Annotated in this window: 18 protein-coding genes; 6 read left to right on the forward strand and 12 right to left on the reverse strand. The window is 62.9% G+C overall.

From position 1 onward, the window contains the following. The 3 genes from fdhF to B5T_RS14530 are packed head-to-tail and all read right to left on the reverse strand — an operon-like array spanning nucleotide 1 to nucleotide 4,984. On the reverse strand, nucleotides 1–2,928 hold the full coding sequence (fdhF, locus tag B5T_RS14520) for a formate dehydrogenase subunit alpha (protein ID WP_014995274.1): 2,928 nt from the start codon (nucleotides 2,926–2,928) through the stop codon (nucleotides 1–3). Further along, complete coding sequence (locus tag B5T_RS14525; protein WP_014995275.1) at nucleotides 2,922–4,478, reverse strand: formate dehydrogenase beta subunit; 1,557 nt, start codon at nucleotides 4,476–4,478, stop codon at nucleotides 2,922–2,924. Before B5T_RS14525 ends, fdhF begins: the two co-directional genes overlap by 7 nt. Continuing rightward, nucleotides 4,478–4,984, reverse strand: a complete 507-nt coding sequence (locus B5T_RS14530) for a formate dehydrogenase subunit gamma (RefSeq protein WP_041717615.1) — start codon at nucleotides 4,982–4,984, stop codon at nucleotides 4,478–4,480. The genes B5T_RS14525 and B5T_RS14530 overlap by 1 nt, the downstream gene beginning before the upstream one ends. A 125-nt stretch (nucleotides 4,985–5,109) precedes the next feature. Between B5T_RS14530 and B5T_RS14535 the strand changes: the two genes are divergently transcribed. Then, nucleotides 5,110–6,207, forward strand: a complete 1,098-nt coding sequence (locus tag B5T_RS14535) for a substrate-binding domain-containing protein (RefSeq protein WP_014995277.1) — start codon at nucleotides 5,110–5,112, stop codon at nucleotides 6,205–6,207. On the opposite strand, the gene B5T_RS14540 is transcribed toward B5T_RS14535, so the two are convergent. After that, nucleotides 6,204–7,862 carry an OFA family MFS transporter gene (locus B5T_RS14540; RefSeq protein ID WP_014995278.1) on the reverse strand — a complete coding sequence of 553 codons (1,659 nt, stop codon included), beginning with the start codon at nucleotides 7,860–7,862 and terminating at the stop codon, nucleotides 6,204–6,206. The genes B5T_RS14535 and B5T_RS14540 overlap by 4 nt on opposite strands. Nucleotides 7,863–8,197: 335 nt before the next feature. Here B5T_RS14540 and B5T_RS14545 point away from each other — a divergent pair, with 335 nt between their 5' ends. Together B5T_RS14545 and B5T_RS14550 are read left to right on the forward strand one after the other, a co-directional pair. Continuing rightward, nucleotides 8,198–9,076, forward strand: coding sequence for a DNA ligase (locus tag B5T_RS14545; RefSeq protein ID WP_014995279.1), 879 nt, complete (start codon nucleotides 8,198–8,200; stop codon nucleotides 9,074–9,076). A 39-nt stretch (nucleotides 9,077–9,115) separates the two neighbouring features. Then, the gene (locus B5T_RS14550; protein ID WP_014995280.1) at nucleotides 9,116–10,105 is read left to right on the forward strand and encodes an NAD-dependent epimerase/dehydratase family protein; all 990 of its coding nucleotides are present in this window, start codon (nucleotides 9,116–9,118) and stop codon (nucleotides 10,103–10,105) included. Nucleotides 10,106–10,115: 10 nt separating this feature from the next. Here B5T_RS14550 and B5T_RS14555 read toward each other — a convergent pair whose 3' ends face one another. Continuing rightward, complete coding sequence (locus tag B5T_RS14555) at nucleotides 10,116–11,084, reverse strand: methyltransferase (RefSeq protein ID WP_014995281.1); 969 nt, start codon at nucleotides 11,082–11,084, stop codon at nucleotides 10,116–10,118. Between the two features lie 143 nt (nucleotides 11,085–11,227). On the opposite strand from B5T_RS14555, the gene B5T_RS14560 reads away from it, so the two are divergent. After that, nucleotides 11,228–13,171 (forward strand): transglycosylase SLT domain-containing protein, encoded by a 1,944-nt coding sequence (locus B5T_RS14560; protein WP_014995282.1) that lies wholly within the window; start codon nucleotides 11,228–11,230, stop codon nucleotides 13,169–13,171. A 6-nt stretch (nucleotides 13,172–13,177) separates the two neighbouring features. Here the strand turns inward: B5T_RS14560 and B5T_RS14565 are convergent, their stop codons facing one another. Together B5T_RS14565 and B5T_RS14570 are read right to left on the reverse strand one after the other, a co-directional pair. Then, nucleotides 13,178–13,924: a spermine/spermidine synthase domain-containing protein gene (locus tag B5T_RS14565; RefSeq protein WP_014995283.1), complete on the reverse strand. Its 747-nt coding sequence runs from the start codon at nucleotides 13,922–13,924 to the stop codon at nucleotides 13,178–13,180. Beyond that, a complete protein-coding gene (locus B5T_RS14570; protein WP_014995284.1) occupies nucleotides 13,925–16,951 on the reverse strand; it encodes a DUF748 domain-containing protein in 3,027 nt (1,008 codons plus the stop codon). It abuts the gene before it with no gap. Nucleotides 16,952–17,155: 204 nt separating this feature from the next. On the opposite strand from B5T_RS14570, the gene B5T_RS14575 reads away from it, so the two are divergent. Further along, the gene (locus tag B5T_RS14575) at nucleotides 17,156–17,632 is read left to right on the forward strand and encodes a hotdog fold domain-containing protein (RefSeq protein ID WP_014995285.1); all 477 of its coding nucleotides are present in this window, start codon (nucleotides 17,156–17,158) and stop codon (nucleotides 17,630–17,632) included. Here B5T_RS14575 and B5T_RS14580 read toward each other — a convergent pair. The 5 genes from B5T_RS14580 to B5T_RS14600 all read right to left on the reverse strand — a co-directional run bounded on the left by B5T_RS14580 (nucleotide 17,604) and on the right by B5T_RS14600 (nucleotide 22,374). Further along, on the reverse strand, nucleotides 17,604–18,278 hold the full coding sequence (locus B5T_RS14580) for an alpha/beta family hydrolase (protein WP_014995286.1): 675 nt from the start codon (nucleotides 18,276–18,278) through the stop codon (nucleotides 17,604–17,606). The two genes, B5T_RS14575 and B5T_RS14580, sit on opposite strands and share 29 nt — an antisense overlap. A 303-nt stretch (nucleotides 18,279–18,581) precedes the next feature. After that, nucleotides 18,582–19,343 carry an SDR family NAD(P)-dependent oxidoreductase gene (locus B5T_RS14585; protein ID WP_014995287.1) on the reverse strand — a complete coding sequence of 254 codons (762 nt, stop codon included), beginning with the start codon at nucleotides 19,341–19,343 and terminating at the stop codon, nucleotides 18,582–18,584. Nucleotides 19,344–19,461: 118 nt separating this feature from the next. After that, nucleotides 19,462–20,508 carry a PA0069 family radical SAM protein gene (locus B5T_RS14590; RefSeq protein WP_014995288.1) on the reverse strand — a complete coding sequence of 349 codons (1,047 nt, stop codon included), beginning with the start codon at nucleotides 20,506–20,508 and terminating at the stop codon, nucleotides 19,462–19,464. 77 nt (nucleotides 20,509–20,585) lie between these two features. Continuing rightward, nucleotides 20,586–20,897, reverse strand: a complete 312-nt coding sequence (locus tag B5T_RS14595; protein WP_014995289.1) for a DUF2288 domain-containing protein — start codon at nucleotides 20,895–20,897, stop codon at nucleotides 20,586–20,588. Between the two features lie 64 nt (nucleotides 20,898–20,961). After that, the gene (locus tag B5T_RS14600; RefSeq protein WP_041717049.1) at nucleotides 20,962–22,374 is read right to left on the reverse strand and encodes an alkaline phosphatase D family protein; all 1,413 of its coding nucleotides are present in this window, start codon (nucleotides 22,372–22,374) and stop codon (nucleotides 20,962–20,964) included. Between the two features lie 144 nt (nucleotides 22,375–22,518). On the opposite strand from B5T_RS14600, the gene B5T_RS14605 reads away from it, so the two are divergent. Beyond that, nucleotides 22,519–25,281: a hybrid sensor histidine kinase/response regulator gene (locus B5T_RS14605; protein ID WP_051015610.1), complete on the forward strand. Its 2,763-nt coding sequence runs from the start codon at nucleotides 22,519–22,521 to the stop codon at nucleotides 25,279–25,281. The last annotated feature ends 19 nt before the right edge of the window (nucleotides 25,282–25,300 follow it).

Below are 25,300 nucleotides of genomic sequence, written 5' to 3' on the forward strand. Positions count from 1 at the left end.
TCATTTGGATGTGGAGGCCGCTTCCCGATCGGTGCTCTCTATGCTCTCCATACTCCCCGTACTCTCAAGATAAGCCTTTTGCCGTTTGTCGAAATGTTGAAAGTGCTGCTGCCATTGCGACGGTTGCGTGACTTTCTCCACCTGCACCGCCGTCACTTTGTACTCCGGACAGTTGGTGGCCCAGTCGGAGTTGTCGGTGGTGATCACATTGGCACCGCTGCCGGGATGGTGGAAGGTGGTGTAGACCACGCCAGGCAGCATACGGTCACTGACCTTGCAACGCAGTACGGTGTGCCCCACGCGGCTGGCGACGCCCAGCCAGTCGCCATCGCGAACGCCACGCACCTCGGCATCACTGGGGTGGATCTCAAGGACATCCTCCTCATGCCACAGACTGTTGTCGGTACGCCGCGTCTGCGCGCCGACATTGTACTGGCTGAGGATACGACCGGTGGTCAGCAACAACGGGTAGCGCCGATTGGCGCGCTCATCGGTGGCCACGTACTCGGTGACCGCGAAGTGGCCCTTGCCAATGGGGAAGTCCACTTGGTGCATGGTGGGCGTGCCGTCCGGATGGGTGTCGTTACACGGCCACTGAATGCTGCCCAGTTCCTCCAGTTTGGCGTAGCTGACGCCGGTGAAGGTGGGCGTAAGTTGGGCGATCTCGTCCATGATCTCGGAGGGGTGGGAATAGTTCATCGGGTAGCCCAGGGCGTTGGCCAGATCCTGGGTCACCTCCCAGTCCTCCTTGCCGGCCAGTGGCGGCATGACCTTGCGCACCCGGTTGATACGCCGCTCCGCGTTGGTGAAGGTGCCGTTCTTCTCCAGGAAGGTGGAACCGGGCAGCAACACATGGGCGTACTTGGCGGTTTCGTTGAGGAAGATGTCCTGCACGATCAGACAGTCCAGCGAAGTCAGGGCCGCCTCCACATGCTGAGTGTTCGGGTCCGACTGGGCAATGTCCTCGCCCTGCACATACAGCGCCTTGAACGTACCGGCGATGGCGGCGTCGAACATGTTGGGAATACGCAGCCCCGGTTCGTCGTCGATTTTCACTTTCCAGACCGCTTCAAAACGCTGGCGCACCACCGGGTCGGCCACGTGCTGATAGCCGGGCAATTCATGCGGGAAGGAGCCCATGTCACAGGAACCTTGCACGTTGTTCTGGCCGCGCAACGGATTCACGCCGACGCCTTCGCGGCCGATGTTGCCGGTGGCCATGGCCAGGTTAGCGATGCCCATCACCATGGTGGAGCCCTGGCTGTGCTCGGTGACGCCCAGGCCATAATAAATGGCCCCGTTGCCCGCGGTGGCGTAGGCACGAGCGGCTTCGCGCACTTTGCCGGCGGGCACGCCGGTTTCCGCTTCCAATGCTTCCGGCGAGTTGCGTTGTTCCAGAATGAAGTCGCGCCAGGCCTGGTAGGCCCCGGACTCACAGCGGGAGGCGATGAACGCCTGGTCCTCCAGCCCTTCGGAAACCACCACATGGGCCAGAGCGTTGATCAGTGCCACGTTGGTGCCCGGGCGCAGGGCCAGGTGCATCGCCCTGCCACCGTGGGGTGTCTTGAGCAGATCGATGCGGCGCGGGTCGGCGACGATCAGGGTGGCACCTTCGCGCAGCCGGCGGCGCATCTGTGAACCGAACACCGGGTGGGCATCGGTGGGGTTGGCGCCGATCACCAGAATAGTGTCCGCTTGCATCACTGAATCAAACGTCTGGGTACCGGCGGACTCCCCCATCGTGGTCTTCAAGCCGTAACCGGTGGGCGAATGACACACCCGGGCGCAGGTGTCGGTGTTGTTGTTGCCGAAGGCGGCGCGAATCAACTTCTGCACCAGATAGGTTTCCTCGTTGGTGCAGCGCGAGGAAGTGATGCCGCCGATGCTTTCGCGGCCGTACTTCGCCTGCGTTTCTTTCAGGCGCCGGGCGGAGAACTGGATCGCATCTTCCCAGGACACCTCCCGCCACGGCTCGTCGATCGAGTCCCGGATCATTGGCGTCCGGATGCGATCCTTGTGGGTGGCGTAGCCGAACGCGAAGCGGCCTTTGACACAGGAATGGCCGTGATTGGCGGCGCCGCCCTTGTACGGAACCATGCGCACCAACTGGTCGCCCTTCATCTCCGCCTTGAACGAACACCCCACGCCACAGTAGGCGCAGGTGGTGACCACACTGTGTTCCGGAACCCCCTGATCGATCACGCTCTTTTCCATCAACGTCGAGGTGGGACAGGCCTGCACACAGGCTCCGCAGGAGACACATTCGGAATCCATGAAATCCTGGTCCTGGCCGGCGGCCACTTTGGAGTCGAAGCCACGGCCGTCGATGGTCAGCGCGAAGGTGCCCTGGACTTCCTCGCAGGCACGCACGCAACGGGAGCACACAATGCACTTGCTGGGATCAAAGCTGAAGTAAGGGTTGGAGGCGTCCGTCTCCGCGTCCAGGTGGTTGGCGCCCTCGAAACCATAACGCACCTCCCGCAGTCCCACCGCGCCGGCCATGTCCTGCAGCTCACAGTCGCCGTTGGCCGGACAGGTCAGACAATCCAGCGGGTGGTCGGAGATGTACAGCTCCATGATATTGCGGCGCAGTCCGGCCAGCCTGTCATTCTGCGTGGTGACCGCCATGCCCTCCGCCACTGGCGTGGTGCACGACGCCGGGTAGCCGCGCCGGCCCTCGATATGCACCGCGCACAGACGGCAGGAACCAAACGCTTCCAGGTTGTCGGTGGCGCACAGTTTGGGGATGGTGATACCGGCCAGGGCGGCGGCACGCATCACCGAGGTGCCCTCCGGCACGCTGATTTCCAGACCGTCGATGGTCAGAGCCACCTGCTTTTCGGAGAATCTGGCTGGCGTGCCCAGGTCCCGGTCGGGGTTCGGATCGGGATGGGCGTGCGGCTGGCGCGGATCGAAATAATTCAACATGGCGTACCTCCACGGGGGTGGATCAGGTCGTCCGGAAAATGTTTGAGCACACTCTGCACCGGGAAAGGGGTCATCCCGCCCATGGCGCACAGCGAACCGTCCACCATGGTTTCGCAAAGCTCGGACAGCAGCTGGAGATTGGCGTCGCGCTCGGTGCCGGCGCGGATGCGATCGATCACCTCCACGCCGCGCACCGCGCCGATGCGGCACGGCGTGCATTTGCCGCAGGATTCAACGGTGCAGAATTCCATGGCGAAACGGGCTTGCTCGCCCATGTCCACGGTATCGTCGAACATCACCACGCCGCCGTGACCCACCACGCCGCCGAACGACGCGAAGGCTTCGTAATCGATGGGACTGTCCCACTGGCTTTCGGGCAGATAGGCCCCCAGCGGCCCTCCCACCTGCACCGCCTTGAGCGGCCGGCCACTCAGCGTGCCGCCGCCGAAGTCCTCCATCAGTTCGCGCAGGGTCACGCCGAAGGCCAGTTCCACCAAACCGCCGCGCTTGACGTTGCCCGACAATTGCAGCGCCAGCGTGCCGCGGGACTTGCCCATACCATAGTCAGCGTAGGCCTGAGCCCCCTGATCCAGAATGTACGGAACCGCCGCCAGTGACAGCACGTTGTTGACCACCGTGGGTCGGCCGAACAGCCCCTGGATCGCGGGCAGAGGCGGTTTGGCTCGCACCATGCCACGCTTGCCTTCCAGACTGTCCAGCAGCGAGGTTTCCTCGCCGCAAATATAAGCCCCCGCGCCAAGACGGACTTCCAGGTCGAAACGCTTGCCGCTGCCGAGGATATCGCTGCCCAGGTAGCCCGCCTGACAGGCTCGCTCGAGAGCTTCGCTGAACAACCGGTGGGCCACCGGGTATTCCGAACGCAGATAGACGTAGCCCTGGGTGGCGCCCACCGCCAGCCCAGCGATGGTCATGCCCTCGATCAACATGTAGGGATCGCATTCCATCACCAGCCGGTCGGCGAAGGTGCCGGAATCCCCCTCGTCGGCATTGCAGACGATGTATTTCTGACCAGGCGGCTCATCGTGGACCGTTTGCCATTTGATGCCGGTGGGAAAGGCAGCCCCGCCGCGTCCGCGCAAACCGGACGCCTTGACCGCATCGACAATCGCCTGGGGCGTCATCGGCAGCGCTTTTTCCAGGCCGGCGAAGCCACCGTGGGCACGGTAGTCGTCAATGGACAGTGGATCGGTAATGCCAATGCGCGAGAACGTCAGCCGTTGCTGCGCCTTGAGGTAGGGAATCCGGTCGGTGCGGCCGTGGGCCAGCGAATGAGTTTGGGCGCCTTCGAACAGGCCGGTGTCGGCCAGTTCAGCAACATCGGACGGCGCTACCGGACCATAGGCGACACGCCCCTCGGCGGTCTCGACCTCGACCAGCGGCTCCAGCCAGAACAGACCACGCGAACCATTGCGAACCAGCTTCAGGTCCAGACCGCGCGCCTGCGCCTCCTGCTCGATCCGCGCGGCCACACGGTCCGCCCCCATAGCCAGGGCGGTGGTATCACGGGGCACATAAACGGTCACCGTCATCACTTCACCTCCACCACCGTCGTGGCCAGCTCGTCCACCAATTGATCGAATCGGGCGGCGGTGACCCTGCCATGAATCTCGTCGTCCACCCGAATCGACGGCCCGCAGGCGCAATTGCCCAGACAGTACACCGGCTCGAGGGTGAAGACGTTGTCGTCGCTGGTCTGATGAAAATCCACGCCCAGCTTATCCCTGATATGCGCTTCAAGCCGGCGGCCACCAACCGCCTGGCAGGCTTCGGCGCGGCACACCTGCACCACATGGCTGCCGATCGGGTGCGTTCGAAAATGATGATAGAAACGGATAATGCCGTGGACCTCGGCACGGGTATGGCGCATCGCCTCGGCGATGATCGGCACCGCCGCATCCGGGATATAGCCAAAGCGATCCTGGATTGCATGGAGGATCGGTAACATGGCTCCGGGTTTGTCCTTCAGGGCATCGACTTCCCGCTGGATCAACTCCGGCGTCCACGCCGGCGGCCAACGCTCTTCCGGAGTGGACATGGACAAGCTCTGGTCAGTGTGGTTATTGTGCTTATACATATGAATAACCAATCCTAATTTTTTTGGCGCAACAGGCTATTTATCAAACCTAGCACTCTCCATTACGTCTAAAAATATGAACTGTCATGCCTAATAAAAAGCTGCGTATTTCACCCGCCTGGGTCTTCACCACCGAACAGGGCGAACTGTTTGATCCGGTGGTGTTTCGCCTCCTCGAAGGGGTGCGCGACTCCGGCAAGTTGACCATGGCCGCGCGGGACGCCGGCATTTCCTATCGCCACGCCTGGAACCTCCTCAATCGCGGTGCCGACTTCTTCGGCCTCCCCTTGGTGCGGATGCGCAAGGGGCATGGCACCCGACTCTCGCCCCTGGGTGAAAAGCTGCTGTGGTCCGAACAGCGCCTCAAGGCCCGCCTCGGACCGCAGATTCACAGCCTGGCCTCCGAACTCAACACCCAGCTTCAACAGTTGCTCGCCGGTGCGCACCCGGTGCTGCGCCTGCATGCCAGCCACGGTTACGCGGTGGCGCTGTTGCCGGATTTCTCGGACTGGGTGGAGCTGGATTTGCAGTACACCAATCCGGCCAATGCGCTGAATGTGCTGGCCAGAGGCGAATCGGATCTCGCCAGCTTTCATTTTCCGGTGTGCCCGCGGCTGGCGGATCAGGTCATGGCGATCTACCAGCATCAGCTCGATCTCGACAACCTGCGGGTCATCCGTTTCGTCACCCGCAAACAGGGCCTGATCGTCCGCCACGAAAACCGCGCGGCCGTCGGCGGCCTGCGGGATCTGACCAACCCGGATATCCGCTTCATCAACCGCGACCGCTATTCCGGCACCCGTGTCCTGTTCAACCTGCTGCTGAGGGAACAGGGTATCGCCCTCGACGCTATCCGCGGCTCTGATCAGGAGGAATTCACCCACACCGCCGTTGCCGCCTATGTGGCCGCCGGCATGGCGGATGCCGGGTTTGGTGTGGAGGCGGCGGCCCGTCAATTCGGACTCGAGTTCATCGAACTGGCCAACGAGCACTACCTGCTGGTCTGTCATAAGGACAAACTCGAGCATGACACCCTGCGCCAGTTGCTGGACCTGATGCGTTCGCCGGAATTCGGTGACGAACTCGACACCTTGCCGGGTTATGCACCGGACCGCTGCGGCGAGGTCTGTACCTTCGCGCAACTGCTGGCCGGCGACCGGCATCCCGGACCCGGCCCGGTCTAGAACAGTGCCGCCGCTTTCTCCAACGCGATATACAAACCGATCAGAAACGGAATACCGACGCCCAGCCAACACAGCACGCCCATAATGCCGAACTTGCCACGCGCGGCGGTGTTCGCATCGGCGGTTACCCGATGCTCATGCTGCAGCGATCGCTCATGGGCCACTTCCTCTTCCGTCATCTGGTCGGATGCCTTCACCGGACGCACCAGCGCATTGCAGATCAGACCCAGGAGCAACAGCCCCGCCATGATATAAAGCGTGCGGTCATAAACCAGGCTGGGCGCCACACCGGCATCGAGCTGAGCTTCGCGCAGAGCGGCGATGATCAGCGGACCGATCAGACCGGCCGCGGTCCAGGCGGTGAGCAGGCGGCCATGAATCGCCCCCACCATCTGAGTTCCGAATATGTCCGCCAGATAAGCCGGCACCGTGGCAAAACCGCCACCGTACATGCTCAGGATGATGCAGATGGAAATCACGAACACACCCGCCATGTTCAGGTGTCCCCAGGTGGGCAACAGACAATACAAGGCAATGCCGATCACAAAGAAACAGTGGTAGGTGTTCTTGCGTCCGATCCTGTCGGATAACGATGCCCAGAACAGACGGCCAACACTATTGAACAGACTGATCAGCCCGACCAGACCCGCCGCCGCCGCGACAACGGCCGCCTTCTGCGCTTCGGACAGAGTGGCGGAAGCATCATCAAGACCGACCAGGCTGCCGCCGAACACGTCCTGCAACATAGGGCTGGCCATGGAAATGACGGCGATGCCGGCGGTGACGTTCAGGAACAGCACGCCCCAGATCAACCAGAATTGTCGGGTCTTCCAGGCGCGGTTCAAATGCACATGACCTTTGGTGATCATGGCGTTGGCGCCGTGATCCTCGGGAGGCTGCCAGCCTTGTGGCCGCCAGCCATTGGGGGGCACCCGGAAGCCGAGGGCGCCACTGGCCATCACCACCATGTAGATGATGCCCATGACGATCAGTGTCATGGCCACACCGGTGCCGCCATTCGCCGAGAAGTATCCCATCAACAACACCGCCAGCGGCGCACCGACCATGGCGCCGCCGCCATAGCCCATGATCGCGAACCCGGTGGCCATGCCGCGCCGGTCCGGGAACCACTTGATCAGGGTGGACACCGGCGTGATGTAGCCCAGCCCCTGCCCCACGCCGCCGAGTACCCCGGCGCCCAGATAGACCAGCCAGAGTTGATGGACCATAACGCCGATACCGCCGACGATCATGCCTCCCCCCCAGCACAGCGCCGCGATGCAACCGGCCTTGCGTGGCCCGGCGTGCTCCAGCCATGCGCCCCAGATCGCGGCGGAGACACCCAGCATGGCGATGAAGATACCGAACACATAAGTGACCTGCGCCACCGTCCAGTTGCAAGTGGTGGTGGTCAGCGCCTGCATCAGGCCGATGTCGGCACAGCTGGCCGGCGGGTTGGCGATTTCGTTGCTCATCGGCAGCCAGAAGACCGAAAAGCCATAGGCCATCCCGATACACAGATGAATCGCCAGCGCGGCGGTGGGCACCAGCCAGCGATTGAACCGGGGACCGGCGATGGTTCTTTCACGATCAAAAAAACCGACGGATCTTCCGCCGTCCGAAGTCCAGCTGTCTTCTTCGGTGATGCCATCCATAAAATCATCCTCTCTTTATTATTCGCCTTATCGGGGAGCCGCCGCGGACAGAACCCCGCCTGATATATGAATCAGAGAACCTATTTTGGATTATTTCATGTCTTTCTATACCGACGGGGTTACTGGATACTAACCATCAATAAAGTGCAACTCGCCAAAAGTATTATGACTGCTCATACATATATTAATGGCGCGCTCTCATCCGATAGCTTGTCGGTAAATCACCATTGGCAGGCAGCAATAGTCCTACACGAATTTCAGCCTGAGCCTGCATTCTTGGCCCTTCGCCCTCTTCTACACTGGTTCCCGTCAACGGATGACCAGGAGGAACAAGGATGTCCCGCCCAATTTTGTATTTCATCGGCGCATTATTGATCGCCGCTGCTCTGGTAATGGCGGAAGCGGCCCGGGCAGCGAAAGCGCCGGCGCTGATGCAAGCGAGTGTTTATGAAGAAGGCATTGACCTGACCGGTTACTGGGTCAGTGAAAAATTGGATGGTGTGCGCGCTTACTGGGACGGCCAGCGGCTGCTGTCACGCAACGGCAACGTGATCGATGCCCCGCCGGATTTTACTGAAGGTTTTCCCGGGCAGCCCCTGGACGGCGAGCTGTGGATGGGGCGCGGCACCTTCAGCCAGTTGGTGGGCATACTCAACCGGCGCACGCCGCCGGCGGAACCCTGGCGGCACATTTATTTCATGGCGTTCGATCTGCCCTCATCCGCGGGCCCGTTCGATCAGCGCCTGCCGCGTCTGCGCAAACTGATTGACGATGCCGCCCTGCCCCACCTGCATATGGTCGACCAGCGCCAGGGACGCGACCATGCCTCGCTGATGCGCGATCTGGAGCAGGTGGTGGCGGCGGGTGGCGAAGGCCTGATGCTGCATCGTGGCGGCGCCCCTTATCGGGGCGAACGCAACAACGACCTGCTCAAGGTGAAACCCTATCTGGACGCGGAAGCGGAAGTGGTCGCGGTGATCCCCGGTGAAGGCAAGTACACCGGGATGATGGGGGCATTGCTGGTGAAAACACCCGGCGGGCGTCATTTCCGTCTGGGCACCGGTTTCAGCGATGGGTTGCGAGCACGGCCGCCGGCCATCGGCAGCGTCGTCACTTACAAATATCACGGCCACACCCGCCACGGCCTGCCCCGGTTCGCCAGCTTCCTGCGGCTGCGCGAAGAGGGTCCGGGCTTTACACGCTCCTCGCGCTAGGCGATAACCGGAGACAAACCATGAACGGGGAGCGACTCTATGCCCAGCGCCTTTATCACCGGAGCCCGGGGCTTTCTCGGCGGCCATCTTGCCCGCCTGTTGGTGGAACAGGGCTGGGAAGTCACCGCCCTGCTACGCCCGGGCAGCGATGGCCAGGCGCTGCGGGAGGCGGGCCTGAAGGTTGTTCACGCGCCGCTGAACAACGCCACCGAGCTCACTCTGGTAATGCCGCCGGCGGTGGACGCGGTGTTCCACGTAGCCGGCAACACCAGTCTCTGGCGCCGCCGCCGCGATCAGCAGTATCAGGACAATGTCATGGGAACCCGGGCGGTAGTCACCGCCGCCCTGCGCAACCAAGCCGGCAGGTTGATTCATACGTCTTCGATTTCCGCCTGGGGCCAGCAGGATGGCATTATCCACGAGGAAATCCCCTCCAACGCCGCCAGTGATTGGATCGGTTACAACCGCACCAAATATCTGGCGGAAGAAGAGGTCCGTGATGGCGCCCGTCAGAGTCTCAGTACGGTGATCCTCAACCCCTGCGCCATCATCGGCGCCGGCGACACGCATAACTGGTCGCAGATGATCAGCCTGATCGATCAGCGCCGTCTGCCCGGCGTTCCCCCTGGCGGTGGTAATTTCGGCGCGGTGGAGGAAGTGGCGCGGGCCCATCTGGCGGCCTGGGAGGCGGGACGGGACGGACACAACTATATCCTGGCCGGCGTCGAGGCCAGTTTTCTGGAACTGGCGCAAACCATCGGGCGGCTGCTGGGCCGGCCCGCGCCCCGCAAAGTAACGCCGCGTTGGGCGCTGGGCCTGCTGGGGCAGTTGTCTCCCATCGCCGCCCGTTTCACCGGTGACGAGCCGCGTCTGACGCCGGAAAAGGTGGCGCTGATTTCCACGCGCAGCCGGGTCAGCGGCGCCAAGGCGGTACAGGAGCTCGGCTTTGACGATCAGGTACCACTGGAGGTCATGCTGCGTCGATGCATCGACTGGATGCGCGCGGAAGGGATGCTGAGCGCCGCCTGAGCCTGAGCCCTCAGCGACGGGCGCGATAAACCCGGAAGCGATTGGTTTCCCGCATCACCGTCACTTGCCGGAAGGCGTCGTCCAGCCACTGGGCATAGGGCAATTCCCGGTTCGCCACCAGCCACAGCTCCCCATCGGCTTGCAGATGCTCCGGCGCCTGCCGAATCAAACGGCGGGTGATCTGGGTGGTACGCTCACGGCCATCATGGAACGGGGGGTTGGTCACCAGCAGATCAAAACGACCGGTGATCCCGTCAAACAGATCGCCGCCCTGTATCTCGGCGCTCAAACCGTTGTCGGCCAGAGTGGCGCGGGCGGCGGTCACCGCCGTGGCACTCGGATCCAGCGCCTGCACCCGGCAACCGGCCCGGGCCAGCCAGACCGTCAATACGCCGGCACCGCAGCCGATGTCCAAAGCCTTGCCACCACCGACATCGGCGGCTTCCAGGGCATCCAGCAGCAAGTCACTGCCCTCGTCGAGGCGGCCGTGGCTGAACACGCCGGGATAGCTGGTCACCCGTGCACCGCGCACGTCGATCACCACGGCCTGCTCCGCCAGGGATAGCGGCGGCCCGGGCCTCAGTTGCCCCTCGTACAGTTTGCAATGGCGGGCACTGTCGAGCAGCTGGATGTCATCGGCGAACTCCTTGAGCCGGGTGACGCCACCTCGAATCCCGCCCTTGGCGGGTCCCACCAGCCACAGTGACAGCGGCTTGCGGATCACGCCGGCCAGATGCCGCAACAGCAGCGTCATGCGGTCCGCCGCCTTCGGCAGCGGCAGGATCAACAGATCGGTGTCTTCCGGCACTTCCGGCAACGGCCGCCACTGATCCGCCGCCACGGTAAAGTCATCGGCATGCCGCCACAGGGATGCCGACGGCAGATCGGCCAGGGCCGCGTCATCGGCCTCCACCACCCCGACCCGGCGTGCCGCCAGCGCGGACGCCTGGCGTTGCAAAAGTCGTGTGCTGTTTTCCATCACGGTCACCGGTCGGGGCAGGCGAAAAAGGGGCGACAGTATAAACCCGGGTACCAGCGCCGCCTCAAGTTTTACATTCGCCGCGCACGCCTGACGGCCGCGCCTCGCTAGAATGGTGAGATCACCCTACGAATGGAGGCAGGATGATCCGTCGCGCCGTACTGGTTTTCAGTTTCGCTTGCAGCGCCCTGGCGTGCGCCGCACAACCCGTGAACACAAGCTTCGAGGACGCATTAGGGGCGGCTCGCGACAATGACTGGGAAACACTGGCACGGCTGGAGCCGCGCATCGCACAGGATTACCCGCTGCGCGACTATCTCGAGTTCCACCACCTGCGCAGAGACCTGCCGGAACTGAATCCGTCGCGTCTGCGCGACTACCAAAACCGCTATCCCCGATCCCCGTTGCCGGCGGACATCCGCCAGATTGCCTTGATCGCCTACGCCAAGGCCGGTCGCTGGGACGCCGCCGCCGAGGCCATGGACAGCCCTCCCAGCGCCATCGAAGCCCGCTGTTACTACCAACGGGCCCAGTTGCGGCGTAATCGCGACGCCGCGCTGCAGGACGCCCGTGACATCTGGCTGGCCGGCCAATCCCGTCCTTCCGCCTGTGATCCGCTGTTCGAAGCCGCCCGGGCCGCCGGCGTCATCGGTCAGGAGGAGATCTGGCAACGCATGCAACTGGCGTTCGAGGCTCGGGCCACCGGGTTGATGCGCTACCTCAAGCGCATGCTCGACGAGCCCGACCAAACCGCCGGTGAATGGCTGGAGCAGCTTTATCATAATCCGGACAAGGTCGGAGACCTGCCGGCGACTCTGCCCGCCACCCGGCGCCAGGAATTGATCTCCGCGGCCCTGCAGCGCATGGCCTACACCAATACCAGCGGCGCCCGCCAGGCCTTCGAACAAAGGGCCAGACGATGGGGGCTCACTGATCCGGACCTGCGTAATGCCGCTGGCAACCGAATTGCCTTTTATTCCACGATTCGCGGCGTTCGCGAGAATCAGGACTGGCTGGACCGCTGGTTGTCGGATCACCCCGATACCGCCCTGCTGGACCAGCGTATTCGCCGTGCCATCATCGAACAGGACTGGCCCGCCGTGGCGCGCTGGATTCAACATCTGCCCGACGAAGAAGCCAGCGACAGCCGCTGGCGTTACTGGGCCGGCCGCGCCGCCTGGGAAAACGGCCAGCGGAACCAGGCGACACCGCTGTGGCAACAGGCCGCCGAACAACGGAATTTCTATGGTTTTCTGGCCGCCGATCGCCTCGGACAGAGCTACAGCTTCAATCAGCACGCCTACCAACCCGATGCCAATATCACCCTGCCCCCCGGCGTGATCCGCGTGCGTTTACTGCGTGATATGGGAGAGTACGGCGCCGCCTGGAAAGAATGGCATTGGCTGATGTTGCACAACGACCGGCCCCATCAGGACCGTCTGGCCCAGTACGCGCTGGAACAGGGTTGGTACGATTTGACCGTGCAGGCTTCCATCCAGGCCAAGGCCTGGGACACGCTGGCCTGGCGCTTCCCGGCCGCCTACAGCCAGGAATTCGCCCGTGCCAGCGCCCGCCACAAACTGGACCCATGGCTGGCGATGGCCATTTCCCGCCGCGAGAGTGCCTTCAATCCCCGCGCCCAGTCCCATGCCGGCGCCATGGGCCTGATGCAGCTGATGCCCGGTACCGCGCGCAAGGTCGCGCTGGATGAGAAGCAGCCGGCACCGTCCCGTGATCAGGTGTTTGATCCGCGGACCAACATCAATCTGGGCAGTCGCTACCTCTCCGATATGCTGGGCCGTTTCAACGGCAACCGGATTCTGGCACTGGCCGCCTACAACGCCGGCCCGGGCCGTATTCCCCGGTGGCTGCCGGAATCAGGCGACGCCCGTCCGATGGACGTATGGATCGAGTCAATCCCCTTCCGTGAAACCCGCGAGTATGTACAGGCGGTGCTCACCTACCGGGTATTGTTCGCCGGTCTGCATGCGCCCGACGAAAAAGTGCATCTGACCACTCCAGCGGAGCGCAACGCGGATTATTCCCAGGCGCTTTTGCAAAGCGATGAAGCTCTGGTGCGGAAATGAAAGGGGCTAGTTCAGCTGGCGGATATGGTAGTTAAGGCGTCCGTCGCGCACGAATGAAGCCAACGCCGGATGCTCCTGCACCCGGCGCCGCAAGTGAACGCTGCGCGCCGGCAAGCGGGAAAACGCCACCACCGCGTTGTGGCAATCACCGCAGGACAGACGAAAACGGCTGGCCCAACCGGCCATGGCGGCGGAACCGGCCGCGTGGCTGTCGCGAAACTCGCGATAATCACCGAAGTTCATCACCAGCACACCCTGTTCGGAAACATGCCGGCTCAAGCTGTCGCACCAGTCGCGATCCGCCGCCACCGCCCGCGTTACCGATTCATCCCTGGGCGCGAACAGGTCCTCGATGATCAGATCGAAGGGCGGCCCCTGGTAATCACGCAGCCACCGCACCGCATCACCTTCCACGGTTTCCATATCATCATCGATCACCTGAAACACTTCCCGCGCCACGGTCAGATGCAATGGGTCCATTTCCACCGCCACCAGACACTCCGGCTTCAGTAACCGGCGCAGCGGCGGAATCAGCGTGCCGCCTCCCAATCCCAACACCAGCACCCGCCGCAGCCGCTCCGGTTCTCCCAATAAGGCCGGCAGCCACAACAGATCCCAGACACTGCCGGTGACCAGGCGACGGGGGTGGAATTCGGAGTGCTGCACCCCATTGGCGTACAGCTCCAAAGTCGTTCGCCGGCGACGCACCTGATAACACACCCCGTCGTGCTGCTGCTCCCAGATCAAACTCATTTAATCGTTGCCCAGGCCAAGTTGAATGCCAGCCAGTTTACCGTCCATGGCCGGTTCGCCGAGACGGACGCGGCCCGCATCCAGCCCATGCTGCTCCACCAGTTCGTTGCGCGCGTTCTCCGCCCGCTGGGTCGCCAATGTCCGCAGCGTCTGTGCGCTGACGTCCTTGGCGGCGGCTTCCACCAGCCGATCCCAGGCCAGCTGGGCGCGGCGAGCATCGGCCTGGTCATCGCGGCCTTCCACGCCCAACTCGGCGCTGTCGGTATCGAATCGTTTTTCAAATTCCTTGACGATGCGCTTGCCCCAGCGGCTATCGGCCAGAGCCGCCTGCTCCCCCGGCCAGTCACCACGGAACAGGCCTTCACTCAGCTGCTCTCCCAGAGCCTGGCGGGCAAAGGCGGCCCGATCCTCGTCATTGGTTTGTCCACTGAGCGCCACCGACAGGCCCGGCCTTTTGCTGAGCACCTCATTCAAAGTCGCCAGATTCTGCCGGGTCTCCGCACCGGGCACGGCTTCACCGGCGGGAAACGCGATCTGCTCCAGATCCTTGCCGCCGGCCAGACTGGACAACAACGAGAATGGCGCGGTGGCGGCCTTCACCAATACATTCTTGATCACCGTGAACACCAGTCCGGCAACACTGAAACTGGGATCATTCATATCTCCGGACACATTCAGCGGAAGATTGATCATGCCCGAGGAATCACGCAACACCGACAAACCCAGCCGCACCGGCGCATTCACTGCATCGTCGCTCTGCACCCGGTCACCCAGGAAAAAGCGGTCGGCGGCCACCGTGGAGCGGCTTTCCAACTGATTGTTTTCGATCTTCAACGTGGAGTTCACGCTCAGCAGGCCACGGCGCACCGCGTAGCCGAGAAAGCGCCCGGTATAGGGTGTCAGCCCTTCCATACCATAGCTTTGGAAATCCATTTTCAGGTCCAGGAACAACGGATCCGGTGACACCGTGCCTTCCGCTTTCAAAGGCGCGTTGCCGTTCACCTTGCCATTCAAGGTGATCGCGGCACGGCCCCCGCCGGTGTCGAAATTGCGCACCGTGCTGTTCCATTGTTCCAGGGAAATGGCGAACGGTTTCGACAGCGACGCATCGTTGTGCGCCAGCTTCGAATTCTTCACACGGACCTGTTTAAGACCAACCCGCCAGGCTGGCCCGCCGGTGTCACCGCCACCACCGCCAGTATCGAGCCGCGACACCAGGTCCCGGCCCTGGGCGTCCACGCGATTGACCAGATCCAAACCGCTGATATCGATATTGGCCACCGTGGCGCGATGCTCGGCGGTGTTGACCGACACACCGCTGGCCTGCATCGCCGCCAGCCTGGCGAAGCGTTGGCCATTTCCTTCAAGCAGGTCAAGATTATTCAATCCAGCGCCGCCGGACACGGTCACCACCGGTTCCTCGCCGGACACATCCACTTTCACGTCCGCACTGGCCTGGCCGCTGCGTATGGTGATCGGCACCGCCTGTTTCACCCAGGGCGCGAACGCCGGAAGCGGGATAGCGTCCGCTTTGATCGCCGCGGAGACGTTCAGCGGCGACAGACTGCCTTCACCGCTGTGATTGAGCTGGCCACTCTCCGCCAGCAGCGCGTCGCCCTGCCAATGCCAGCTGATCTGGTCGCCCACGGTCACATCGGTGACGGTCAGATTGGTGTTGGTCAGCGCCACCGGCGTGGCCGGATTCACGGTTTTGTCCAGCAGTGTCAGTTGCGCTTGTTCCAACGCCACCGTTTGCAAGGTTACCCGCCAGGGTGCGCCGGCACTGTCTTCGGTGTTTTCATCGTCCTCTTCGGACGCGTTACGCGGCAGGAACAGGGTGGCCAGATCAAGCCCTTCCTGATCCAGCTCCGCTTTCACCACCGCGTCACTGATGCGCACTTCCGGCACCATTACCTCACGGGCCACGGTATCCAGGCTTACACCGTTGACGGCGATGCGTGGCAGGGTCAGATTGGCCTCTTCCTGGCCGGCACGGCGGATAACCAGGTTATCCAGTTCCAAAGAACCGTTGCTCACCGTCAGGCCCTGCCCCTGTTCCGCCGAGAACCGGTAATCCGCGCTCAACGCCAGATGGCCGGACGGAATGCGGAAATCGAATTGGGAGCGCAACAACTGAGCAAAGGACACCAGATCCACCTGGGTCATACTCAGCTGCCCATCGGTGCTCAACGGCAGGAGATTAAAGCGACCGCTCCATTCCAGCGTGCCACCATCCGGCCCCTCGATATTCAGGGCATAGCGATTGTCTTCCTGCTCCGGCGCCCGGGTGGTGAGATCCTCGACCTTGAATTCCACCGGCAGCGTCAGTGTCACCGGTTCCTCGCCGGTGGCCTCGATGAAGCGCACCTGGCCGGCGGTCAATTGCAGCACGTCCACGGTCAGCGCCGGCACCGGGGATTCCTGTTGTTGCGCCCCGTCAGCCTCGCCGGTCGGTGTTTCTTCCGCTACCGGCTGTTCCTGTGGCTCTTGGGGTTCCTGTTGCTCCTGCTCTGGCGCGACATCTTGCTGCTCCGGTTCGCTGTCCGCCACGGTATCGGGGCTCTTCTTATCGGCGTTATCCGTATCAGCGCTGTCCGCATCGGCGGCCGGTTGTGAAAGCCTGGCGAGAATATCGTCGATACTCAGCTCGCCGCCCTTGCCCCGCCACAGCCCCGCGTCCAGCCCATCCAGGCTGATTTCCCTGACCCACGGGCGCCAATGGAACAGCGAAGACCAGAACTGGGCATTGACGAACAAACGCTGAAACCCCAGCAGAGTGTCGGTACGGTCGTCGGCGATATCGAACCCTTCCACGGTGGCCGATAACACAAAGGGATTGAGACTGACCTTTTCCACGGTCACCGTCCGGCCCAGCAACGAGGACAGCTCTTCCTCCGCTTTGCCACGCAGCCAGCCGGGCAGGATCAGTCCCACCACCACCAGATACAACACGTAGAGGAAAAGGCAGATCACCACCGTACGCCGGCCCCAGCCCTGGCGGCGCCACCACTGTAATGGGGTGTCCATGTCAGTCTCCTGTTCCTTGTGTCCGTGAGAGCACTATTACTGTCCCGAGATAGCTACTGTCCCGGGATGGCCTTTGTCGATACCGCCAGCCAAACCCCGGCCCGGCTCAATTATCGACGACGAGACCGCCGCCGGGGTTTCCACGGCCATTGTGCCGGGAATCAGCGCCTGCACAATCGGGGCCTTCCTTTCTGGAGAGCCCCCATGAGCGACAATTATCTGCTTAATCTGTACCGCAAAACCCGACGGATTCCCAAGGGGCGGGAATTGTTTTCCCTGATTTTCAGCCGCAAGGCGCCTTATTTCCGCACCGTCCGGCCCCTGATCGCCGAATTGCGTCCCAACTACTGCGAAGTTCACATCAAAAAACGCAAGGCAGTGGAGAATCACATCGGCACGGTTCATGTCATCGCCATTTGTAATGCCCTGGAAGCCGCCATGGGCGCCATGGCCGAAGCGTCCATTCCCAAACACCTGCGCTGGATTCCCAAGGGCATGGACGTGCACTACACCGCCAAGGCCAGTAGCGACATCGTCGCCACCGCCGAAGTGGCCGCCGATGCCTGGGAAAACGGCCCGGATCTGCCGGTCACTGTCACCGCCCGGCGCGACGATGGCACCGTGGTGGTGGCCGGCACCATCCACCTCTGGATCACCGAAAAACCGGCCCGGGACGCCTGACATCCGCTAGTGCATCGATGAACTCAACGATGCGATCCGCCGCCTCACGCAGGTTGTCCTGATGGCTTACCGGCGCCGATTTGCGCGGCTTCAGGTCATGGTCGCCATCGGGTAGCCAGGTCACCGTCACCCGGCTGCCCAGAGCATAACCGGCCACTTCCGGCGGCTTGCCGAACGGATCCCGCTCTCCCTGGCAGATCAGCGTCGGCCGCGACAACGACGGCAGGTGTTCAGTGCGGGTACGTTCCGGCTTCCCCGGCGGATGAAACGGGTAGCCCAGGGCCACCACGCCGGTCCAGGGCTGCTTGTCCGCTTCGGTGTCCGCCGCCAGCAGCGTCGCCATGCGGCCCCCCATGGATTTGCCGCCAATCCATAGTGGCAATCCGGTGCCGGCTTCCTCGAGCACCTGACCGACAACGGCGTCGAACCGGGCCAGCAATCTGGCGGCCCGGTCCGGCGGTGCCTTGATGCCTTCGCGGCGCCTTCGGTCCATATAATCAAATTCAAAGCGGGCCACCTGAATACCCCGCTCCGCCAGCAGTTCCGCCATGCCCGTCATGAACGGACTGTCCATCGGCGCCCCGGCGCCATGGGCCAGCACCAGGGTGGCGCTTGGCCGCTCCGGCCGATTCCACAACAACGACAATGATCGGTCTCCTTAGAGCCTGTTTGCGATCTATACACCGCCGCGCCGGAGTTCCCTTCTCACCTGGTAGAAAGTGTCGTCAGGCCGTGATTTCGATTGTGCGGTGTAGTCATTCTACATAAACAAGCGTAATCACGGCCTGGCGGCAAAAGGGGCCCGGCCCTTCGGGTTGCGCTGGAAAAACCGTCAGACGACGCCCCGGCCTTTGCCTTTGGCCCCACCAAAGCCTGCAGTCCGCGACGCCGTCTGACGGTTTTTCCAGCAGCAACGCGGTGGCGTATAGATCGCAAACAGGCTCTCACATCAGGCCTGCAACCAGGCGGCAATACGACGGGTCACCAGACGTGGGGAGAATTTGCCAAGCCAGATCAGCAACCGGTTGCGCCAGCCGGTTACCACGATGGCCCGCCGCCGGTGCTCCAGAGCCTGACGCACCACATCGCCGGGCTGCATGGCACCGGCCTTGAACAGCCGGGTCCCGCTCATGTTGGCCTGCTCGGCGAATTCGGTACGGGTGGCGCCGGGACAAAGCGCACTGACCCTAATGCCCTGCCCACGCAATTCCTCATGCAGGGCTTCACTGAAGGACAGCACGAACGCCTTGGTGGCGTAGTAGATCGCCATATTCGGCCCGGCCTGAAAGGCCGCGGTGGAGGCCACGTTGATGATGAACGCATCGCGGGCGGTGCTCAGTTGCGGTAGCACCTGCCAGGTCAGCGCCACCAGAGCATTGACGTTCACCTGGATCATGTTCATCTGCCGTGGCAATGGCAGATCCTTGAACGGCCCCCGGTCACCAAAACCGGCATTATTGATCAGCCCCACCAGCCGAATCGCACGAGTATCCAGGTCGTGTATCAGGCGCGACACCGCATCGGGGCTGGCCAGATCGCATTCCAGCGCCACCACCTCGATATTGAACGAAGCCGCCAGTTCCTCACCCAATCGTTGCAGGGCAGGCAAACGTCGCGCCGCCAGTACCAGATTATACCCTTCCGCCGCCAATTGCCGGGCGAAAGCATCGCCAATACCGGCACTTGCGCCAGTGATCAGTACCGCTTCCATACCCCGCTCCGTTGATGATTCAGATGCGCTCAGTTAACGCTTTTTTCACTGCATCTTTAAGTGTCGATTCGTAAAAGCCTGTTCAAAATGGCGCAGACGGCGGGCACCGGGAGACATCCTAATCCCCCCACAGGCTCATCTGGCCTTCCAGGCCCGGTGGTCGAAAACCGGAGACATCCAGCTCGAAACCTTCCCGGGGCGCCAAGCCGTGGCGCTGGCAGGCGTTGCGGAAACGCTGGGACAACAACGACGCCCAGGGCCCTTTACCCTGATGGCGATGGAACCAACGGCTGTCATAGGCGGCGCCGCCATGCAGCTCCCGCAGCGTCGCCATCACCCGTCCGGCGCGATCCGGATAATGCGCCTGCAGCCATTGCTCCCACAGAGCGCCCAGTTCATGGGGCAGACGCAGCACCACATAACCGGCGCTGCGGGCACCGGCGGCGGCCACCTGCTCGACGATATCTTCCAACTCGTGATCATTGATGAACGGAATCAACGGCGCCACCAGCACCGTCACCGGCACACCGGCCCGGGCCAGCTCCCGCACCACCCGCACCCGCTCGCGGCCGGCGGTGGCACGTGGCTCCAACTGATTCTTCAGCGCGTTGTCCAGGGTGGTCACCGACACCGCCACGCTGGCCCGCCCGTTCCGCGCCATCGGCGCGATCAGATCCAGGTCCCGCAGCACCAGAGCGCTTTTGGTGATCAGACTGAACGGGTGCGCGCAATCGGACAACACCTGCAGGATCTCCCGGGTAATGCGCCGCTCCCGTTCCACCGGCTGATAAGGATCGGTGGCGGTACCGATCACCAGCGGACGGCACCGGTAGCCCGGCTTGCGCAGCGCATCACGCAACACCTCGGCGGCGTTGTCCTTACAGAAAATCTCGCTTTCAAAATCCTGCCCCGGGGACAGATCCACATAGGCGTGATTGGGGCGGGCGAAACAGTAAATGCAGCCATGCTCGCAGCCCCGATAGGGATTGATGCTGCTGTCGAAGTGCAGATCCGGGCTGCGATTATGGGTAATAACGGAACGGGCGATTTCCCGATGGTAACGGGTGGGCCGCGCCGCCGGGGGCTCATCCCGTTCTATCCGGGTTACCGCGAAACGGCCCGGGCATTCGCTCAGGGTACCCCGATTACCGGTTTGGTTGGCCATGATCCACCCTCGAAATACTGTTCTTTTGGACAGTATTATCAGGACAGATCAGAGTCGACGCAAGCGCTTTGGAGAGCTTAGTGCAGCGGTATAGGCTGGACCAGCACCCAGGGCTTGACCACCAGAGTCCATAGCTCCTGATCGGTCTCGAACCAGTCCTTCGCCTGCTCATCCTGGACCAGATCCACTGCGCCGCTGTGTCGCCAGGCGGCGATTTGCGCCGCCTGATCCTCGGCGAACGCCGCCGCCACATCGATCAGGTCCAGGTGGCCGGCCACCGCCACCACCTGGCCCCGGGCGAAGAACGGTTGCAGTTCGGACCAGCGTATCGGAGCGGTTTCCTGATTCAGTTTTTCTCGCAATACCTGGCCGGGGGAAGGCTCGGTCATGACGGCTCCGGTCGAAAAAAGGGGCGCCATTATGGCCCAGGTGACGAGCGGGGAAAAACCGCCGTCACCATTGGATTTCCCGGCCCACCTGCGGCAGCGGCTCGCCATGCCGGTCGTAGGCGGTCAGCGAGGCGCCATTATCGTCGAGCACAATCCGCGAAAACGCATCACGGCTATGCACTTCGCCGGGCACCGACACCTTGCCCATCGATAACCGGCTCAAACCGCGCAGGCTGTGCTGATCACGGATCATCGGCCGGTACCAGCGAAACGCCATCAGCGCGGTGGGCCAGAACAGCCCTGAGCAGATCCAGGCGTGCACCGGCGCGCGGCCACGGGCATCCAGGCGTGCGTAAAGCGAGGCATGCACATCGCCGCTGAGCACCAGTACACGCCGACAGCCGGCATCACGAATACCCTCCAGCAGCCGCTGACGCTGTCCCCGGAACCCTTCCCAGGCGTCGTTGCCGCGGAACGGCCAGCGTTGTTCCGGGAACAGCGGCACCGAGGACACCAGACATTTGATTCTGTCAGGTTCGGTATTAAGCCACTCCAGCACCGCTTGTTCCTGCGCCTTGGAGGTAATCCGCTTCTGCCATGGCCAGCGGCTCAGCACTCGCTCGGTGCGCAGGTCCATCATGAAGAAGTCCGCGCAGCCCCAACGGAAGCGGTACCAGAGCGCATCCGGATCACGGTCCAGCCGGGTGCCGGCGTCGTTCAGCGGCACCGCCGGCGAATGCGAGGCCTGATAGATCTGGTAGGCCTTGATCGCCGCCGGGTACTTGCTGGTCCAGAGATCGGCGTCCGCCCGCGCCGGCCAGTTATTCTCGATTTCATGGTCATCAAGGATCATGTGCTGGTTGTAGCGGGACATCAGCCGCTTGATGTTGGGCTGACCGAAACTCTGCCGGTACAGGTCGAAGTAATGCTGTTGGGTGGACGCCGCCGCCAACCGCCAGGTGGCATCGGCATAGACCTGATCGCCGCCAAACATGACGAAATCAGTGGGCTCGTGCTCGGCGACGCCGGCCATGGTGGCGAACACCCGGTCGGCCCGGGCGTCCTCCACTTCCCGGTCGGGTCCGACGAAGCGGTAGCAACAGGAGCCGAACAGGAACCGCGCCGGTGCTTTTTCATCCAGCGGCGAGGTACGGAAGGTCCCGTCGTCGGCCCCATCCCATTGCAATGCCGTATCGGCCACGGCACTGTCACTGACCCAGCCGGCCTGGAACTGGTAACGGCATCCCGGCTCCAGTTCCGAGAGCACCACCACGCCGCTGCTGTCGAAATTGCCGTTGATGCGAAAATGCTTCGGCCCGCGCCAGTGGTGTTCCCCTTCGCGGCGCCAGCGAATCCTCCCCAATGCCTTCTTTTCCCCGGCCACCAGCGACGCGGTCGGCATCACCCCCAATATACGCACCCGCCGTGGCGCTACCGCTCCCACCACGGGTCCCACCGAAAATGAGTGGACTTTCACATTCCCCCCTACTTTGGCTTTCTATTTCACGGTGGCAAGGCCGCCATACTTAATTAATACTATCCGGATGGATCGCCTCATCGGGTTACAACGATTTTGATCAAGGACGCACCGAACCGTTCAATCTGGCTCGCACTTTCGGGCTTGCTCATCTTACTGCTGTCGGTAAGCGCGCACGCCGTGGAAGCGGTGGTCATCAACAACGGCGACGATGACCTCTCGCCCTATTCCCACCTGGACTATTTCTGCGCCCCGGCCAATCAGGTACCCGACCGCGACACCCTGACCCGTGATCCGCAACGCTGGCCGTGGCAACCGGCCGGTGAGCACGCCCCCAATCTCGGCTTCACCCGGGACCATTGCTGGTTCCGGCTGCCCGTGGAGAACCGGGATCCAGCGCGCACCGACTGGCGCCTGGAAATCCCCTACGGCCTGTTGGGGCGGCTACAAGTGTACGTGCTGGACAGGCAAAATGCGCTGCTCTCGGAGTATCGGGCCGGGATCGATCTGCCCTTCCAGGCGCGCCCGGACCACCACACCCTGCCGGCATTCCCGTTAAAGCTGCCCGCCGGCGAGCCGCGCACCGTACTGATGCTGGTGGATTCCGCCCACAGCATTCAACTGCCCATGCAGTTGCTCAGTTCGGAGCGTTTTCATCAGCAGTTGCAGCACAGGACGCTGCTGCAAGGCCTGTTCTTCGGCGGCATGCTGGTGATGATTCTCTACAATCTGGTGCTGTTCTTCACCATCCGCGAGCGCGTTTATCTGCTGTACGTTTGCTGGTCCCTGGTGGTGACCCTGTTCATGGCCACGTTACACGGGTTCAGCCAGCAATATCTGTGGCCGGGTTCCGCTTTGATCAGTCAGTACTCGGTGCATTACCTGCTGCCGCTGATCGTCATCATGCCGTCGCTGTTCAGCCTCAATTTCCTCAGTCTGGCGGAGCGGGCGCCGCCGCTGGCCCAGTTGCTCAGGGGGCTGGTGACGGTGGGCGTGGTGCTGCTGTTGGCGGCCCCCTTCATCAGCCGCGATACGCTGATCCCGATCTGCGTGCTGGCGATCCTGGTCATGGATGTCAGCATCATGGCGGTGGCGGTGGCCCGGGCTCTGGCTGGGGATCCCGACGCGCGCATTTTCACTCTGGCCTGGACCTGCTTCATGATCGGTGCCGCTACCATGGCGCTGAACAAATACGGCGTACTGCCACGGACCACGCTCACCGAGAATCTGGCGCAAATCGGCGTGTTCCTGGATGTGGTGCTGTTGTCCCTGGCGCTGGCCCGGCGCATCACCCGGCTCAAGGAGGCCCACGCCCATTCCGTGCGCGACAAGGCGGTGGCCGAGATGGAAGCGTTCAAGGCCGGCGCCCGCAACCAGGCCAAGAGCGAGTTCCTGGCCACCATGAGCCACGAAATCCGCACCCCCATGAACGGCATCATCGGCATGACCGACCTGCTGCGGCGCACTGATCTGACGCACCAGCAGGGTCAGTATGTGGACACCATTTATCAGTCCACCCAGTCGCTGGTGACGGTCATCAATGACATTCTCGATTACTCGCGCATCGAGTCGGGCAAGCTGGAACTGGAGCTTCAGGAAGTGGACCTGGAGGCCCTGGTGGATGATTGCGTGCGGCTGTTCACCGCCCGCGCCAACGAAAAACGGCTGCCTCTGTACACCTACATTGACTCGCGGGTGCCGCAGCACATCCAGGCCGACCCGATCCGCCTCAAGCAGATTCTCACCAATCTGCTCAGTAACGCCTTCAAATTCACCGACCGCGGCCAGGTGGCCCTGCACCTGACCGTGCGTCAGTCACCCGACGACCAGGGCTATTGCGTGCTGATGATGGAGGTGGTGGACACCGGCCTCGGCCTGGACGAGGCGCAACAGCGCAATCTGTTCCAAGTGTTCAACCAGAGCCCCCACGGCGCCCGCCACAAGGCCCAGGGGGCCGGACTCGGGCTGACCATCTGCAAACGGCTGGTGCAGTTGATGGGCGGCGAGATCGGCGTATCCAGCTCGCTGGGGCGCGGTGCCACCTTCTGGTTGACCCTGCCCACCCGGGTTCAGCGCGGTCCACGGCAGGACCGGCCTCTGGCCGGCCGCAAGGTCATGCTGCTCAATCAGGACGCGGCCCTGTCGTTGAGCCTGTCCCAGTTGCTCACCCGCTGGGGCCTGCAAGTGTATGAGAACAGCGATGCCCGCGAAGCCCTGAACACCCGCCCGGCGGACCTTGAGGTGGATCTCCTGATCGCGGCGGAGGACAACCTGCAGCTGTGCGACGACCTGCTTGCCGCGCGACGCGCCTTCGGCAATCCGCCCCTGATGATCCTGCAGACCATTGGCGCCCAGTTGGAAGGTGAATTGCCGGAAGACATGCTGCTGCTGGAAACACCGGTATCGTCCCGGGGCCTGAAAAACACCCTGGGCCAGTTGCTGCGGCAGCAGCAACCGGTCACCCCCGAGGCAGACCCGCGCCCCACCGTCGGCGGCTCACCGCTGTCCCGACTGAATGTCATGGTGGTGGAAGACAACGCCGTGAACCAGTTGGTGATCGACTCCATCCTGCGTTCACTGGGCATTCACGCCACCCTCCTCGACCACGGCGGCCAGGCGCTGGAACACGCGATGCAGACGCCGGGGGGCTGGGACGTGATCTTCATGGACTGCGAAATGCCGGTCATGGACGGCTATCAGGCCACCCGCGAGATCCGCCAGTTCGAGGCGGACCGGGAAGTGGACCCGAGCTGGATCATCGCGCTGTCCGCCCACGCCACCAACGACTACGTGCAGAAAGCGCGGGAAGCCGGCGTGGACGACTACCTCAGCAAACCGGTCTCCCGCGACCAGGTGCTGGAGGCGCTGCAACGCAACCGGGCCATCGCCAATCTGAGCGCGCCTTAGCCGATTCTCCCGCGGGTCG

The sequence above is a fragment of the Alloalcanivorax dieselolei B5 genome, assembly GCF_000300005.1.
Classification (GTDB): domain Bacteria; phylum Pseudomonadota; class Gammaproteobacteria; order Pseudomonadales; family Alcanivoracaceae; genus Alloalcanivorax; species Alloalcanivorax dieselolei.